The following is a 15,898-nucleotide window of genomic DNA, read 5'->3' as shown; positions in this document are numbered from 1 at the left end:
AAAACACTGCCGTCATGGTATGATTACTCAAGAAAACCATTATTAATATAAATCATTTAATATCATAAGAGAGATTACTTCCAGCCGTTGGTGCCGAAACCAGAAATTATGTTATTATCGCGGTGAACTACCCCACCCTACGGCGCTCGGGGCTACTGACCCCTCGCTTGTTGAGGGGAGTTTCCTGCCTCTGTATTGGAGCTTATGTTCGACATGAACACATCGGCTCCAGGCTTCGCAGGCGACTTCCGGTTATGAGCGGTTCGGAATGCCCCACTCCTACCGGTTGGACACCCAGCCACACGCGACGGTACGCGCCTCTTATCATGTTTGAACACCGCCGTCGTGGTGAGTGTCGTACTATTTTCTTCTGACCGCATAGTAAGCGTGTGGAGAATGCGCAGGTAACTCGTGCAGGCGCTGTATCCCCCGCTCGCGGCGTTGCCGGTCGCTGAGGAAAGGAACTAGCGTCCTCAATTACAATAACGAAGGGACAGAGAATAAAAGCGCTAGAACAACGCTGCTGCGACGGTTTGTGCGGTCTCAACAACGGGACCGAATGCAGGCAGTAGGATAAGGGTTCCAACTCCAGCGAAAAGAACTGCAGCGTAGAGCCCAATAGGGCGAGAGTCAAGCGCGGAGAGATCTTGTGTCGGTGACTCAATCCACATTGCTCGTATCACACGACTATAATAGAATAATGATAACGCGCTATTAACGGCACCGACAGCCGCAAGCCACCAGAATCCAGATTCAATTGCTGAGTAAAATAGTGCATATTTTGAAACAAATCCACCGAACGGTGGAAGTCCGGCAAGACTGAATAGAAACACTGTCATCGCAACAACAGCGATTGGTGCACGCGTCACCAGTCCATTGTAATCCTCAAAGGTTCGACCGACACCCCAGTGCTCGACAAGTGCAATGAATAAGAATGCACCAGTATTCATAAATCCATAAACGAACAAATGCGCCATTGATGCCCCGAGCACATCACCGTTCGGACCACCAGCTGAAAGTGCTGCGAGACCAATAAGCGCATATCCCGCGTGTCCGATCGATGAATATGCAAGCATTCGTTTCACTGTTTCTTGGGTTGCAGCCGCAAAGTTGCCAAGCGTCATTGTCGCGACAGCCAGCACTTGGAATGCAAGTACCCAGTCAATTCCAACCGGAAGTGAACCTAGCGGGAACGCCTCAACGAATACGCGAAAGGCAACAGCAAATCCGGCAGCCTTCGACGCCGATGAAAGAAACGCCGATATTGGTGCTGGAGCGCCTTCGTATGCTTCTGGCGCCCAGAAATGAAACGGCACAGATGCGGTCTTAAATGCAAATCCGCCAGCAATCATCAATATACCAATTCCAAGTACACCAATCAGTTCTGTCTCTGCAACCGATTTAGCAATATCACTAAGAAGCAATGATCCGGTGGCTGCATAGACAAGACTGATTCCAAAGACAAATACAGCCGATGATAACGCCCCAATAAGGAGATATTTCAATCCAGCCTCAATGCTCCCCTGATCATCCTTAAGAAACGAAACAAGCGCATATGATGGAAGTGATGCAAGTTCAAGACTCACGAATGCTGTTGCAAGCGAGTTTGACATTGACATTAATGCCATGCCCGTTGCTGCAAATAATATGAGTGAGTAGAACTCAGCCTTGTATTGCTGAGCGCTAATATAATCATACGAGGCAACTGCAACCATCGTAGTCACGATAGTGAAAATTAGCATAAAGAACAGGCTCAGCCCATCGACGACGAGTGCATCACCATACAGTGTGATAGCACCACCCGTCTGTGGTTGCCCAAGTCCGCTGATAAGGAACCATCCAGTGATACCGAATGCAAGCAGTGATCCAATTGCAGAGACTCCAGCCAACAGCGAATCACTCGATACCTCGGTGAAGATTGTATCGATAAGCAATAGAATAAGCCCGGTCGCTGCAAGAAGGATGACTGGGGTAAGCACCAATATACCAGAGGGTAACCCCGATTGTGACTGCAGGATAATTATATCGATCATTGAAAACGTTGATGCAGGCATTAGACGCCACCTCCCGTGAGGATTGGTGTAACTGCCTCTTGAATCATCCCGAAGAATAAGTCAGGTGCAACGCCTAATGCAATAACAAGAGCTAATAACACTGCAAGAGGCGCAATATCATGCATCGCAGCAGTTGTGATCTCATATTCACCATCAAATGAAAATGGTCCAAAGAGTGTTCGTTGCATCGCAAAGAGGAGATATCCTGCAACAATCACAATCCCAAACATCGCCGCTGCGGTAAATAATGGCATTGCAGTATGAACTGTTGAAGCGAATGCGCCTTTAAATATAAAGAACTCACCAGCGAAGCCAGCCATCAACGGAAGTCCCATATATCCAAATGCACCTGCGATGAAAATGCCAGCAGTGACTGGCATACGGTCCGCAATACCGGACATATCGCCGACCATACGGGTATGGGTTATATTGTAAATCACTCCAACAGACATGAACATCAATCCAGAGATAAGTCCGTGAGCCACCATCTGGAATGTTGCGCCACCAACGCCATATGTTGTGTATGCAATAAGTCCAAGGATTACGTAACCCATCGATGACACTGACGAATATGCAATGATACGTTTGAGATCTTGCTGTGCAAGTGCAAGTAATGCACCATAAATAACGCTAATGACAGCAATACTCGCAATTGGAATAACGAGATCGATTGCCACATCAGGCATCATCGTAAAGTTATATCGAAGCAGTGCATAGGTGCCCATTTTGAGAAGAACGCCCGCGAGCATCACAGACACTGGGGTTGGGGCTTCAACATGAGCGTCTGGTAACCATGTGTGTAATGGCGCGACTGGTACTTTGACAGCAAACCCAACAAACATTGCAATGAAGGCAACAAGTTTGAGCGTCGCAGCATCAATCCCCCCGAATGAAGTGAGACTTCCCGCACGAAGAGCCTGTGTGATTTCGGGAAGTCGCATTGATGAGACTGATGAACCAAGTCCAAACACCAATGCGATGAATCCAATAAACATCGCGAGTGAGGCAATATTCGTATATACAAAGAACTTGATCGCCGCATATCGACGATTCGGACCTCCCCAGACCCCGATAAGGAAGTACATCGGGACCAAAACAGCCTCCCAGAAAATAAACCAAACAAAGAAATCAAGCGCCGTAAATACACCAAGAAGATTTGCCTCCATAAATAACATCAGTCCATAAAATTGGGATTGTCGCTCGTCAATTGGTGTCCATGCACTGACAATCGCAAGCATCGTCAGGATAGTTGTGAGAACAACAAGTGGAAGACTGATTCCATCGACACCAACGAACCAGTGGAGTTCAAGCCCACCAAGCGTCAGCCAAATAACATCCGTCTCATATGCAATTGACCCACCAAGAAGAGCGTTCCCGGTCGCGTCATATTGTGCCCACATCCAGAGGCTTCCAAGAATTGGAATCGCACTTGCAATTGCAGCAAGTCGACCCGCAACTCTGTTTGGAACGGCAAAGATGGTCAGTGCAGCAATAAACGTGAATGCAATGAGTAGTTCAATAATCATACAAACCACCCTCCCATGAGCCCAAGCCCAACAAGCAGTGCCGTGAGTCCAAGCGTCAGTAATGCTGCATAATTGCTGACAATACCTGTTTGAATCCGTCTGACTCGGCTACCAGCAAATAAGCTTACACCAGAAACGCCATTGACGACTCCGTCAATGACGCCTTGATCAAGTTTGCTCGCAACACGAGCAAGCGGTTGTGTGAAGCCTGTTGCAATCCAGACCTGATATTCGTCCTGATAATAATTATTGTATACCATTGTTTTGAGACTACCAAGGCGGTCAGTATGAGCGACCGGCTCAGGGACATTATATAGTTGATATGCCAGTAAGAATCCAGCAAGCGCCAATCCAAGTGATACCGCACCAGGGAGGATTGGGCTTAATTCAATCCCAGTTGCACCGTATCCAGCAACATCGTGTAAAAGTTCACCATAGTGTTCAACAGTGAGACCAGTAAATCCATGCTCAAGCCATTTATGTAAGAACTCAATATGTAATCCAGTTAGTTTCGCAACAGGTGTCATATTGAGAAAGCCAGTTGTTGCGGCGAGGATTCCAAGAATGGTAAGTGGAATCTTAATATTCATTCCGACGTTTTCTGGTTCACGAGCGGTCTCCGATCGAGGGTTACCGTGGAAGGTCAGAAATACCATCCGGAAGGTATAGAAACCAGTGAAGAACACGGCGATGAGTCCCATTGCATACGCAGCAAGGAGGATTGTGTTTCCATCAAGTCCATGTAATAATGTTTCATAAAGGACCTCATCTTTCGACCAAAACCCAGCAAAAGGAATAATTCCAGCGAGTGCGAGTGACCCAGTGACAAAAGTATAATATGTGACTGGGAGTTTCTTCTTCAGCCCACCCATTTCCCACATATCCTCGGTATGATGCATTGCAATAATGACTGATCCTGCACCAAGGAATAACAGCGCTTTGAAAAATGCATGTGTCATCAGATGGAATGTTGCGGCAACATAGCCACCACCACCGAGACCAAGCATAATATAGCCATATTGTGAGATTGTTGAGTATGCAAGCACCTGTTTTATCTCACGCTTGACGACACCCATGGTCGCAGCAACAAGCGCTGTGAATCCGCCAAAGAATGCAATTACGGCAAGTGCTGTCGGTGAAAGCGCGTAGAAGCCATACATCCGTGCAACGAGATACACACCGGCGGCCACCATTGTCGCAGCATGAATGAGAGCTGAAACGGGTGTTGGACCCTCCATTGCATCTGGAAGCCACGTATGAAGTGGGAATTGTGCTGATTTCCCAACGACACCGCCGAGGATCAACAGTCCGATAATTGTGAACCATAACTGTGGTTCAAATCCGAATGTCCGAACAGACTCAGCAGCCTCCCCAAGCAATGCTGCCTCTGCAAGTGCCGGGAATGACCCGCTGCCAGAAAATGCAGCCGTTCCAAATGTCGCAAAGACAGCAACCACACCAACAAGAAAGAAGTAGTCTCCAAATCGCGTGACAAGAAATGCCTTTTTTGCTGCGCTTGGCGGACCTGGTTCACGAAACCAAAACCCGATAAGGAGATATGAGCAGAGCCCGACGAGCTCAAAGAACATAAATGCCATTAGTAGGTTATCAGCAACGACAAAGCCGAGCATTGATGCAGAGAAAAGTCCAAGTCCGGCATAATATCGTGGGAGTCCGACTTCGCCTTCGTCATTCATGTATCCAAGACTGAATATATGAACAAGGAATGAGACAAGCGTAACAATGACCAACATCATTGCCGAGAGCGGGTCGATGAGAACACCAAAGGTTAGATTAACCACATCAAGACCGCTAGCCCATGTATAGATTGTTGCAGTATAGACACGTCCTCCAGAAACGGCGACTCCGGTCGCGATTGCGATTAGTAATGACCCACCGGTTGCGGTAATTCCGGTGAGCGCTCCGCCTTTTGGAAGTCGATTTCCGATAGCAAGCGCCGTGAGGAATGAAATAAACGGCAGGAGGATGATTACTGGCGCGAGATCAAATATTCCAACCATATTACCACCTCATTGTTGTAGCGTCGGTAACGTCGACGTTATCGAAGTTGCGATATAATACGAGGATGATACCAATACCAATAGCGACCTCTGCTGCGGCAAGCGCCATGACAAAGAGTCCAAAAGTCTGTCCAGTAATATTACCCCATAAATATGAGAACGCAATGAGATTGATATTTGCGGCATTTAACATCAATTCAACAGACATCAAAAATAAGAGTGCGTTCCGCCGCGTCAGAATACCGAATAATCCGGTACAAAATACTGCTGCGGAGAGAACAAGATAATACTGTGGTGTAAGCATTAATCATCACCTTCATTAAAAACATGATTTTTGAGCTTTCGTCCACCATCTGTAATGACTGACGTGTCCGAGTCAGAGTACTCACGACGTGCAAGATGGATTGATCCATCAAGTGCAACATCAAGCGTAAGAGCAATAATAATAAATGCAGCAAGGAAGCTCTCGCCGGCAACATCACCCAGGTTGAGATTGAACATTGCATAGCCGATGCTTGCAGTAATATTTGCATCTGCAGGGAATCCCTGCGGTTGTGGGAACGATGCAGACAGGAATGCTGCAGTCATCACAATGAACAGTCCAATGGCAGCTAGCCCTGGAAGCAGGTGCGATCCAAGTTTGAGTTTTGGCCGTGTTGTCATATGTTACTTCCCTCCGGTTGTGTTCGGGTCAGCATTACAGCAAATGTAACAAGAATCAATACCCCGCCAACATACACAAGAATTTGCATCACAGCGAGGAACTCTGCTTGCAACATTACATAGTGCACTGCAACGCTCAATAACGCCCCCCCAAGCAAGAGTGCGGAATGCCACACATCCTGCATGAGAACGACGCCTAAACTGCATCCGACTGTTACAAGCGCAAACAGCACAAATGCGATTGTCTCATAAACCATTGTACGTGTCTCCTTGAGGTATCCTTTTGAAGATTTCGAGAAGGTCTCGCGAGTAATGGCAGAAAATATATTCTATTTATATACCTATGTGTGAAGGTAGCATGCCATATCGTGTGAACTACCCCACACCCCACCCTACCCAGCCGCTAACGTGGCTTCTGTGAGGGTGGGGCTTCCTGTTTCCACGACGCGCTGTACATCCACGACGTCGGAAGCGTTCGATGAAGTGAATATAGGGAGCGCAGTCTCCACAGGCGTCGTGTCTCCGAACTGTCCCAGTCCTCGTTTCTCAAAACCACGCGACAAAATGTTGATTGCGGAATTCGCATTTCTATCCATCTCGAACCCGCAGGCAGGGCATGAGTGTTCGCGCACCCACTCGGTTTGTCTGATTCAACGCCACACGACGCGCACTCTTTAATCGTACCCGCTGGCTCGACCTCAACAAAGTGCGTGCCCTCTCGCTTGCACTTGTATTCGAGCATCGTGGTGAACGTGTCCCACGCCGCTGAGGCTGTGTTCTGACTGTTGCCAGCCGACTCTAGCATCGACTTTACAATCAAGTCCTCGACAGCCACTAAGTCGTACTTGGTAGCGTAGTAATTCGAGAGCTTGTGCAAGAAGTCGTGGCGCTTCCGCCTGATTCGCTGATGGCACTCGGCTACGTTCAGCCGTTGTTTCTCCCAGTTGTTCGAGCCATGTTGCTCTCGGGAGAGCGACCGCTGTTCGATTTTGTCGTCAAGTTTCTCACGGATGCAGACTATACATGTGAATGGTTGAGTGATGACGGCACCGTATCCCCAGCCTCCTCGCTCGCCTATGACTTGCTTCTTAAGCACAGGGGCTTAGCGCCTGCAAACTGATAACTCAGTTCGTTTGTTATATTGCAATCGCGATATGAAGTAAAATATTATTAGACATTACAGTTCATCTAAAGCGGAATCAAGAAAAAGAAGAGAATACTGAGATAGCTATTGAGATCGCATAATGTGATTACTGATAATCGACTTCACCTGCTCCCTCATCAATCCACCCACCACGGTCTGGTTCACGGGAATTGAGTGGATCGATATCCTTGTACCATGGAACATTTTTGAGTTGCTCCATATTGTAGACGAACTCATCTTTTGTATCTGCAGTAAACTCAAAATTCTGTGTCAACAAGATTGCATCGACGGGGCAGACCTCCTCACATAATCGACAATAAATACACTGTCCGATATGCAGATTATACTGCTCGCCATTTCGTTTATCATCCTGTACAATCTGTATTGTATCATTTGGGCAGACTTTTTCACATTGTCGACACCAGATACAGCGCTCTTGACTGAATTTATGAACCCCGCGGAAACGAGGGCTGACCTCTGGAGCGACGTCAGGATATTCAACCGTGAATGTTTCTCCGTCCAATGCATGCTTCATCGTTGTCGCCATTGATTTGAGCAGTCCAATCATGCTATCACTCCCACGATAATGGCCGTGAGTGCCAGATTTGCGAACGAGAGGACAAGCATCCCCTTCCAACCGACATCAAGAAATTGATCAACACGAAGTCGTGGGATCGCCGATCGAACCCACTGTGTGAAGAGATAAAACAACCAGATTTTGATTGTAAACCAGATGAATCCCGGGAGAACCGGACCGGCAGGACCACCGAGGAATAACGTCGCCGCGATGGCACCACCAAGGAAAATATGAATAAATTCACCAAGGTAAATCAATACAAAGTATACTGATGAGTACTCGGTTTGATATCCCGCAACAATCTCCGTTGGTGCCTCAGGAATGTCAAATGGGTTTCGACCGACTTCTGCGAGATTTGCAATCACAAATAAAACAAATGCGAATGGATTCACGAATGCAAACCACTGTGGGATTGTTACACCAGCAATTGATATGAGTGGTTCACTCTGCTGTGCAACAATTGCACTTGTCTGCAGTGTACCGGTAAATAAGATAACTGAAGCCCCGGTGATAACAAGTGGAATCTCATAGGCAATATTCGACGCAATTGCGCGGAGTCCGCCGAGTAGTGAGAACTTATTATTTGAACTATATCCCATCATAATAAGTCCAACCGATGCAATCGAACCCGCTGCGAATGCAAACACAATTCCAGTTTCGGGATCAGCCAACTGAATGCCGCTTCCCATTGGAATTACAGCAAATCCAAGCAACGCTGAAAATGGGATAACAAGTGGTCCAAGATCCCACGCTGGGCGGTCAACACCCTCAGGAATGACAAGTTCCTTTGATAACAATCGAACGGCATCAGCAACGATGACGAGTAAGCCGAACGGACCAATGCGATTGACCGCAATCCGATCTGTGAACGCAGCTGTAATCTTTCGCTTTGCCCACGGTCCTGCAACAGCCGTCTGGACCAATAAGAGATTAGCAATTACGAATGCACCAATCAACCCACCAATAATTGCACCAAGGGTTCCTGAGAGACCGAGTAGGTTTGCAATCGTTTCAGGAAGCAGCGTTTTCGACTGCAATAGCGCCGGCATTAGCGGTCCACCTCACCAAGAACGATATCAAGACTGCCAAGTGAAGCAACCATATCTGGGATATACTCACCACTTGACATCTCCGGAAGTGTCTGCAGGTTTGAAAAGCATGGACTCCGGATTTTGAATCGCCCTGGTTCTTCAGTGCCATCGCCACGGATATAGATACCAAGTTCACCTTTTGCACCCTCAACAGCACGATAGATCTCAGCATCATCATCAGGGCGGAGTGTTCGTGGGACATTCGATTGTATTGTGCGCTCATCCTCGGGCCACCCCTCAAGGATGTCAACACACTGTTCAATAATCTTCGCAGACTCCTCGACCTCACGAAGGCGGACAAGAAGTCGACTGAAATTATCACAGCCATCTTCGGTCACAACGTCCCAATCGAGTTCGTCATAGTACCCATATGGATCATCGCGACGAAGATCGTAGTCAATACCAGACCCACGAGCGACCGGTCCCGTGGCACCGTAGGATTTTGCTTCTTCAGGTGGGAGCACACCGGTGTCAATCGTTCGTACTTGGAGAATCTCGTTCGAGGAAATAAGATCGTGATACTCCTCAAGTGCTGTTGGAAGATCCTCTAAGAAGTCACGAATAGTCTCGAAAAATTCATCACGAGGTTCTGGGAGGTCCCAGACAACGCCACCAAGTCGGAAGTAATTAAACATCATCCGCTGACCGGTGAGATCCTCAAGAATATTTTGTGCTTTCTCCCGGTCACGCATGGCATACATGAAGATTGCGGTAAAGTCTCCATAGACATCTAATGCGAAGGTCCCAACCGCAAGCATATGTGAAGCAATCCGACAGATCTCAGCTCCCATTGTTCGGATAACCTGTGCATATTCTGGGACTTCGAGATCATTAAGATCCTCAGCAGCGCGTGCGTACGCCCACTCATTGAGTAGTCCAGATGAGGCGTAATCCCAGCGATCCGGATACGGCATAATCTGATGACGGTATGTTTTCGCTTCACAGATCTGTTCCTCACATCGATGAAGATAGCCAATATCAGGGTCGATATCTGCAATTTGTTCGCCATCAAGCACAGTCTTCACATGAAGAACACCGTGTGTAGCTGGGTGATGCGGACCGATATTAACATACATTGTGTCACCCTCTTCTTCACGATGGTCATCTGCAAGAGGATTTTCCCATTCTTTGAGAGTGACTATCTGTGGTCGGTCCTGATCATAGTTGTTCGAAAGCGGATGTCCCTGCCACGTCTGCGGAAGGAGGATTCGACGAAGATCTGGATGATCCTCATAATTAATGCCAACGAGGTCATAAGCTTCACGTTCATGCCAATCTGCAGTTCGAAAGACAGGCGCGGCTGATTCACTGACCGGGTCATCTTTCGTGGTTGGAACAACAACGCTTAGCTCACGAGTACGGTCGTCATAACTCGTGAGATGATAAATTGACTCATATCGGTCAATACGCTCATCGGCTGTCACGCATGAGAGGTGATCAAATCCGGCTTTATTGCGGAGTCGACGAAGTGTTTTCTGTACATCGTCTGGGCGAATAATGACCCCTGGTGCGTTCAAATGGTCGTCTCGACCAATGACGACATCGCTGAGGAGTGATTCAATCTCATCACCCGTTGTTGGTAATTGTTCAGCCGTCTTCTCAGCACTTTGAGTTGGTTCAGGTTCTTCAAGACTCATGATGAATCAGCCCAGTCATACCGCATCACAAGGTCATCTTCATCAATCTCCTCAGCCAGTTGTGAGACAATCTCGTCCTGTGAGAGATCATCAAACTGCTGGAGTTCATATGGCTTGACCGTCACTGGTGCAGATTCGCCGTTTGAAATTCGCTCTTGGAGTTTCGCGATTCCATATACAAGTGCTTCCGGACGTGGAGGACAACCAGGAATGTGAATATCAACAGGGATGACCTCCTCAGCGCCTTTAATTACATTGTAGCCCTCTTGGAACGGACCACCAGAGACTGTACAAGAGCCCATTCCAACCACAAACTTCGGTTCAGGCATCTGGTCATACACTCGTTTCATACGAGGGGCGAATTTTGAGACAATCGTACCGGGAACTATGATAACATCAGCTTGACGTGGGGATGCCCGCGGAACGCCAGCGCCAAAGCGGTCAAGATCGTGTTTGACTGCATAGGTATGCATCATCTCGATACTGCAGCAAGCAATGCCGAACTGAAGCATAAACATCGATGACCCGCGGACCCAGTTCATAAACTGGTCAAATTTCGTGAGAATAAACGGCGAGGAGCCGAATGCCTCACGAAGTTTCGAATTAAATCGTTCATCAGTACCCGATATCCGGGCGTCTCGAGTATCGGTCTGTACCTGGGTGTCGTCTGTAACAAATGCGTTATCTTGTTCGCTGCTCATATATCTCGTTCTGTTTTTTGACGGTTTGCGAGTGGACTTTTGATCCACTTAACAGCGCCATTCCGCCATGCCCAGACTAATCCGACGATGAGGATACCAATAAACACAAGCATTGGAAGCAACACCGTGGTAAGATCTGCGCCGGCTTCTAATGCGGGCCGATAGATAACGGTCCACGGGAGTATGAGTACAGTTTCGACATCAAATACAAGAAACAGCAGCGCAATCATGTAATATTGGATATTAAATTGAACGCGTGCTGATCCAGTTGGAATCTCACCGCTCTCATACGTAGCGCTCTTTCCTTGTTCGGGGACAGTCGGACGAAGGATCGCTGATACAGCCATCATCCCAAGTGGGATGCCAACAGCGACAAGTCCGAGTGCACCGACTGCGATCCATTCACTCATTCCGTATTCTCCTGACATCCTGATATTAGCGATGCCTTGGTATAAACATTGATTTATGACTCTTTGGTGTCTCCCCGACTGAATCTGAATTATTCACCTGATATGAGACATCAATGACTAAACGAATGCGTAAGAATTGATGAGAAAGTAAATAAATTCAGAAAGTTACGACACAGATGTTACCGGGCTTGACTCCAAGGCGGTTTAGTCATTGGACGTACCTGATTCACCATCACTCGCACGGAAGGTATTAACACCAGCGTCATGCATCCGGAATGAATCTGCTGCGACGTCGGTGATGAGAGCTGTATGGTACTCTTCAAGTCGTGTTTTGAGCACGTCATGTTCACGAGAGAGGATCTGTGCGGCTGAGAGCGCTGCATTATGCGATTTCCCAGCATCAACAGCAACAATTGGTGCACCTGTTGGCATGCCAATGACAGAATCAACGGATTTCTCCTGCACAGGAACGCCAATAACAGGAATTGGATATGCAATTGAGGCAGTCATGTTCGGCAGGTCAGCTGATTTCCCTCCGGCACCGGCAATAATGACATCAATCCCCCGGTCGGCTGCTGTTTCGCCGTATGCATACAATACCTGTGGTGTTCTGTGTGCGGAGACAACATATGTCTCATATGTGAATCGTGCATCCGGTGAAGTCATAAATTCAGTCTGTTCATCGAACCCAAGTTTGTCAAGTGCTTCATGAGCACCGACCATGGTATCTAAGTCTGAATCAGACCCCATGATAATCCCAACATCAGGTGTTTCTGCTGTGGTCAGATCAGTATCAGCTTGGGTATGAAGTCGATCAAGAAGTGCCTGTATTGTTGGCTCATTTGGTGTATGCGCTGGCATCGCTTATGATGACTCAGGTGGTGTTTGTATAAACGCTACTGCTTCACGACACTGTCGGGCTCTTTCAATCAGTGATTGAATCGTTAATGAGTCTGGGTTCGTTGATGGGTCGGTTATCGAAATTGTATCATCGCTAAGAGTTAGATGACCCATTTTACGAAGTGGGCGAACCTCATCTTTTCCATACCAATGTAACGAGATATGTTCATCTGTAAGTGCCGGCTCAATACCGGTGAGTGCTGCCGGACGGGAGTTATCGACTGTTCCGAGAATATTTGTCATCACGGTCGGTGATCGACGGGCTGTCGACCCGAGTGGCCATCCTAACACAGCACGAATATGTTGTTCAAATTGTGAACTATGTGCACCCTCGATTGTCCAGTGTCCGGAGTTATGTGGTCGAGGAGCGATTTCATTGACAAGAATATCACCAGCTTCAGTTTCAAACAGTTCAATACCGAAAACACCGCGACCATCCAACGTTTCGAGTACGTCGCGGGCAACCGCATTCGCACGATTGCGAACTTCCTCGCTGGTACGAGCGGGAACAATAGTTTCACGAAGAATCTCTTCGTCGTGTATATTCTCCCCTGGCGGAAATGTTCGTACTGTTTCATCCCCTTTGACAGCAATCACAGAAAGCTCACGTGTGAAATCAATTAACCGTTCAGCCATGGCTGAGCCACCAACTGCCTCAAGTGCATCTGCAGCGTTCGCGGGGTCAGTAACCGGCACATTTCCACGACCATCATATCCCCCAGTTCGGGCTTTTAACATCACAGCATCAAATATATCAAGTGCTGTTGTGAGTTCAGAGACCGTATCAACGGGTCGAAAAGACGGAACAGGAATCCCAGCATCATCGAGTGTTCGCTTTTGAATAAGTTTGTCCTCAATCATCGCTAGCGTCGAGGGAGCTGGGTTGACTGTCACATCAAATGTCGATATTGCGTCCGATAGAAGATCAGCATCTGCCAGTTCGATTTCAAACGTCATTGCATCAACACGAGCAGCAAGGTCGGAAACAGCGTCTGGATCGTCAAATTCACCAATAATGTGATCGCGAGCCACAGGAGCAGCAGGGCAATCTGGTGTTGGATCAAGAACGATTACCTCAACACCGAGCGGAGCAGCGGCTTCAGCAAGCATTCGACCAAGTTGCCCCCCACCGACGACACCAAGCGTTGGTCCAGGAACAGTAACTGACACGACCGTCGCTACCCAATCAGTCGGAATAAAACTTGAGTTTCAATGGAAGTTTGCAGACCGATTTGTTTGCCAGTATCAATCGACATCAGTTGAGTCTATGTTGATGACACAGACGAGGGTTCAGCGAGCGACGAGCGTGTCTCATCATGAATAAAGATCACAACGGTCTCACCCCAGAGCCGGAATTTGTATTCAGAGGCTGTATATCCTTCTAAGATCGCTGAGACTGCATCTTCATCATGACCTTTGCTGATGACGACCGGTGGGGGATCTGAAAGTGCTGTTTGCAAGTCAGTATCAGGATCGGTGCTCGTAATTGTCGCATTACTACGTTCAAGATACCAAGGAAGTGGAAGTCGACTGTGCCATGCAGGACCACCAGGTGGTGCCGTTGCAACCGATGACTGATTCTGCACATAAAAGTCAGTATTAGATGCACTTGGCGGAGTCGTCCCGATAAATAGAACATCGGTTCCTGTGTTACTTGCAGCAATAGCGCCGGTGGTCAGCATTGTTGATTTGATATCATTCTCGGGTTGAGCCCACTGGAGTATTTGTTTATCATCTGCAGATGCGCTGTTGAAGTATGTTGCATTTGCACCTGCAACACCGCCAGCGGCTGCAAGCACAACAAGGACCGCAAGTCCAGCAGTTACCGTGTCAGTATTTGTTTTTGCTATTGCATCACGTGCTGACTCAATCACAACTGAGAGTCCAACCGCCGCTGGAATCGCAAGTGGCACAGCAACGTGGACAGCAACCCACGGTGCTTGAATATCAGTCGCAAGCGGATATCCAAGGAGCGATGCAATTGCCCAGTATGTGCCAAATGTAATTAATGACCGGCGACGGTCGGTGATAGCAGCATATCGATTTGCTATGATGCCGAGAAGACCAAATGAGAGAAGCGCTGGCGCACCATAGATAAGCGTTTCAACGAGATCATACAAATATGGTAAATATGCATGATCTTGTCGCCCACCGGTTGCCCATGTATCGATGAATTTCTCCACTGCGCCGATGGTCCCTGCAGTTAATATATCTGGGAGTCGGGCTGGATTACCAAATGCTTGCCAAAGATCTGGACGTGGCGCATAAAAAAATGCACATACAGTAACAAACAGTACAACCGATCCGATAAGTGTGCAACCAACACGGGCAAATGATGTCCTTGCCGTTGTCCCGTGTCCAGTAAGCGCTGTGTAGATTTGTTTCTTCCATTCACGAAGTATCTCTATGCGTGACTCTTCACGTGCTACTGCTCGCATGAGACGCCAATCGAGTATGATAGCAGCAGCACCAATGTAACAGATCGGATAGAGCAATGCATTCTCTTTTGTAGTAAATGCAAGGGCTAGCGCTGCTGCGGCAGCGAAGCTATATCGAAGTTGACCTGTATCGAGCCCCCGGATAACCGCCCCAAGAGCAATAAATGCAAATGCTGCAACGAGAACATCGTTACGCATAAATCGGGAATAATAGATCATGAGCGGATTCACTGCCAGTAAGACGGCGAGTGATACGACCTCAATGTCTCTGAGCCGGTCACGAAGTAAGAGTGCTGCAAGCGGTAGCAGTCCACCGATAAGGGCAACTGGAAGGCGCGCAGTTGCATCGGTGATTGGAGCGATTTCAAATAACCAGCGATCGATAATTGGAATAAATGGACCATGGACAATCGGTCGATACGTGTGGACCCCGGTCTCATGATATCGAAGAATCCAGTAACCAACGCGACCTTCATCCCAGTGAAAGACCCGACCGCCAAGCGCACTCAGGCGCAGTATAAGTGCAAAGAGAGTAACGGTGATAACGCCGATAAGTGTCCGCTGTGTGCGTATCGTTTGAAGAAGCGGCAAAGTGGACACATGTGACTCAATAGCTGTACGTAGCTGTATTCGTAGTCGGGATCTTTCGCCGGTCGAAATCGATTCAGCCCCCTCTGGGACCTCATCTTGACTCATTACCCCGTTATCGAAGTCACGAGATTAACATTCTTGTGTT

At 47.9% G+C, this 15,898-nt stretch carries 14 protein-coding genes and 1 pseudogene; all 15 read right to left on the bottom strand.

The window, feature by feature from the left end; all coding sequences use genetic code 11:
* Positions 1-509: 509 nt before the first annotated feature.
* Positions 510-2,054, bottom strand: a complete 1,545-nt coding sequence (locus tag HQRW_RS03570) for an NADH-quinone oxidoreductase subunit N (protein ID WP_014555495.1) — start codon at positions 2,052-2,054, stop codon at positions 510-512.
* Entirely contained in the window at positions 2,054-3,580 is a 1,527-nt protein-coding gene (locus HQRW_RS03565) for a complex I subunit 4 family protein (RefSeq protein WP_014555494.1), read from the bottom strand. Before HQRW_RS03565 ends, HQRW_RS03570 begins: the two co-directional genes overlap by 1 nt.
* Complete coding sequence (gene nuoL / locus HQRW_RS03560) at positions 3,577-5,601, bottom strand: NADH-quinone oxidoreductase subunit L (protein ID WP_014555493.1); 2,025 nt, start codon at positions 5,599-5,601, stop codon at positions 3,577-3,579. The genes HQRW_RS03565 and nuoL overlap by 4 nt, the downstream gene beginning before the upstream one ends.
* A 1-nt stretch (position 5,602) precedes the next feature.
* Positions 5,603-5,905 (bottom strand): NADH-quinone oxidoreductase subunit NuoK, encoded by a 303-nt coding sequence (nuoK, locus tag HQRW_RS03555; protein ID WP_011570924.1) that lies wholly within the window; start codon positions 5,903-5,905, stop codon positions 5,603-5,605.
* Entirely contained in the window at positions 5,905-6,264 is a 360-nt protein-coding gene (locus HQRW_RS03550; RefSeq protein WP_011570923.1) for an NADH dehydrogenase, read from the bottom strand. Before HQRW_RS03550 ends, nuoK begins: the two co-directional genes overlap by 1 nt.
* Positions 6,261-6,521 (bottom strand): NADH-quinone oxidoreductase subunit J, encoded by a 261-nt coding sequence (locus HQRW_RS03545; protein WP_011570922.1) that lies wholly within the window; start codon positions 6,519-6,521, stop codon positions 6,261-6,263. The genes HQRW_RS03550 and HQRW_RS03545 overlap by 4 nt, the downstream gene beginning before the upstream one ends.
* Positions 6,522-6,656: 135 nt before the next feature.
* Positions 6,657-7,273: pseudogene (locus tag HQRW_RS03540) on the bottom strand (RNA-guided endonuclease InsQ/TnpB family protein); the annotation flags it as partial.
* 241 nt (positions 7,274-7,514) lie between these two features.
* Positions 7,515-7,976: a NuoI/complex I 23 kDa subunit family protein gene (locus tag HQRW_RS03535; protein ID WP_011570921.1), complete on the bottom strand. Its 462-nt coding sequence runs from the start codon at positions 7,974-7,976 to the stop codon at positions 7,515-7,517.
* Complete coding sequence (locus tag HQRW_RS03530) at positions 7,973-9,034, bottom strand: complex I subunit 1/NuoH family protein (protein WP_014555492.1); 1,062 nt, start codon at positions 9,032-9,034, stop codon at positions 7,973-7,975. The genes HQRW_RS03535 and HQRW_RS03530 overlap by 4 nt, the downstream gene beginning before the upstream one ends.
* The gene (locus HQRW_RS03525; protein WP_014555491.1) at positions 9,034-10,713 is read right to left on the bottom strand and encodes an NADH-quinone oxidoreductase subunit D; all 1,680 of its coding nucleotides are present in this window, start codon (positions 10,711-10,713) and stop codon (positions 9,034-9,036) included. The genes HQRW_RS03530 and HQRW_RS03525 overlap by 1 nt, the downstream gene beginning before the upstream one ends.
* Positions 10,710-11,414 carry an NADH-quinone oxidoreductase subunit B gene (locus HQRW_RS03520; protein WP_011570918.1) on the bottom strand — a complete coding sequence of 235 codons (705 nt, stop codon included), beginning with the start codon at positions 11,412-11,414 and terminating at the stop codon, positions 10,710-10,712. The genes HQRW_RS03525 and HQRW_RS03520 overlap by 4 nt, the downstream gene beginning before the upstream one ends.
* Positions 11,411-11,824, bottom strand: coding sequence for an NADH-quinone oxidoreductase subunit A (locus tag HQRW_RS03515; protein WP_014555490.1), 414 nt, complete (start codon positions 11,822-11,824; stop codon positions 11,411-11,413). The genes HQRW_RS03520 and HQRW_RS03515 overlap by 4 nt, the downstream gene beginning before the upstream one ends.
* A gap of 204 nt (positions 11,825-12,028) precedes the next feature.
* The gene (gene purE, locus HQRW_RS03510) at positions 12,029-12,685 is read right to left on the bottom strand and encodes a 5-(carboxyamino)imidazole ribonucleotide mutase (RefSeq protein WP_014555489.1); all 657 of its coding nucleotides are present in this window, start codon (positions 12,683-12,685) and stop codon (positions 12,029-12,031) included.
* Positions 12,686-12,688: 3 nt separating this feature from the next.
* Positions 12,689-13,894: a 5-(carboxyamino)imidazole ribonucleotide synthase gene (locus HQRW_RS03505; protein ID WP_014555488.1), complete on the bottom strand. Its 1,206-nt coding sequence runs from the start codon at positions 13,892-13,894 to the stop codon at positions 12,689-12,691.
* Between the two features lie 95 nt (positions 13,895-13,989).
* Complete coding sequence (locus tag HQRW_RS03500) at positions 13,990-15,858, bottom strand: flippase activity-associated protein Agl23 (RefSeq protein ID WP_014555487.1); 1,869 nt, start codon at positions 15,856-15,858, stop codon at positions 13,990-13,992.
* Between the last annotated feature and the right edge of the window lie 40 nt (positions 15,859-15,898).

The sequence above is a fragment of the Haloquadratum walsbyi C23 genome, from assembly GCF_000237865.1.
Taxonomy (GTDB): Archaea; Halobacteriota; Halobacteria; order Halobacteriales; family Haloferacaceae; genus Haloquadratum; species Haloquadratum walsbyi.
This window is presented reverse-complemented; position numbering and strand designations above follow the sequence as displayed.

Excerpts from the sequence above, each read along its gene's own strand:
- HQRW_RS03570 (WP_014555495.1), bottom strand. The coding sequence starts at position 2,054 with ATGCCTGCATCAACGTTTTCAATGATCGATATAATTATCCTGCAGTCA.
- HQRW_RS03565 (WP_014555494.1), bottom strand. The coding sequence starts at position 3,580 with ATGATTATTGAACTACTCATTGCATTCACGTTTATTGCTGCACTGACC.
- nuoL (WP_014555493.1), bottom strand. The coding sequence starts at position 5,601 with ATGGTTGGAATATTTGATCTCGCGCCAGTAATCATCCTCCTGCCGTTT.
- nuoK (WP_011570924.1), bottom strand. The coding sequence starts at position 5,905 with ATGCTTACACCACAGTATTATCTTGTTCTCTCCGCAGCAGTATTTTGT.
- HQRW_RS03550 (WP_011570923.1), bottom strand. The coding sequence starts at position 6,264 with ATGACAACACGGCCAAAACTCAAACTTGGATCGCACCTGCTTCCAGGG.
- HQRW_RS03545 (WP_011570922.1), bottom strand. The coding sequence starts at position 6,521 with ATGGTTTATGAGACAATCGCATTTGTGCTGTTTGCGCTTGTAACAGTC.
- HQRW_RS03535 (WP_011570921.1), bottom strand. The coding sequence starts at position 7,976 with ATGATTGGACTGCTCAAATCAATGGCGACAACGATGAAGCATGCATTG.
- HQRW_RS03530 (WP_014555492.1), bottom strand. The coding sequence starts at position 9,034 with ATGCCGGCGCTATTGCAGTCGAAAACGCTGCTTCCTGAAACGATTGCA.
- HQRW_RS03525 (WP_014555491.1), bottom strand. The coding sequence starts at position 10,713 with ATGAGTCTTGAAGAACCTGAACCAACTCAAAGTGCTGAGAAGACGGCT.
- HQRW_RS03520 (WP_011570918.1), bottom strand. The coding sequence starts at position 11,414 with ATGAGCAGCGAACAAGATAACGCATTTGTTACAGACGACACCCAGGTA.
- HQRW_RS03515 (WP_014555490.1), bottom strand. The coding sequence starts at position 11,824 with ATGAGTGAATGGATCGCAGTCGGTGCACTCGGACTTGTCGCTGTTGGC.
- purE (WP_014555489.1), bottom strand. The coding sequence starts at position 12,685 with ATGCCAGCGCATACACCAAATGAGCCAACAATACAGGCACTTCTTGAT.
- HQRW_RS03500 (WP_014555487.1), bottom strand. The coding sequence starts at position 15,858 with ATGAGTCAAGATGAGGTCCCAGAGGGGGCTGAATCGATTTCGACCGGC.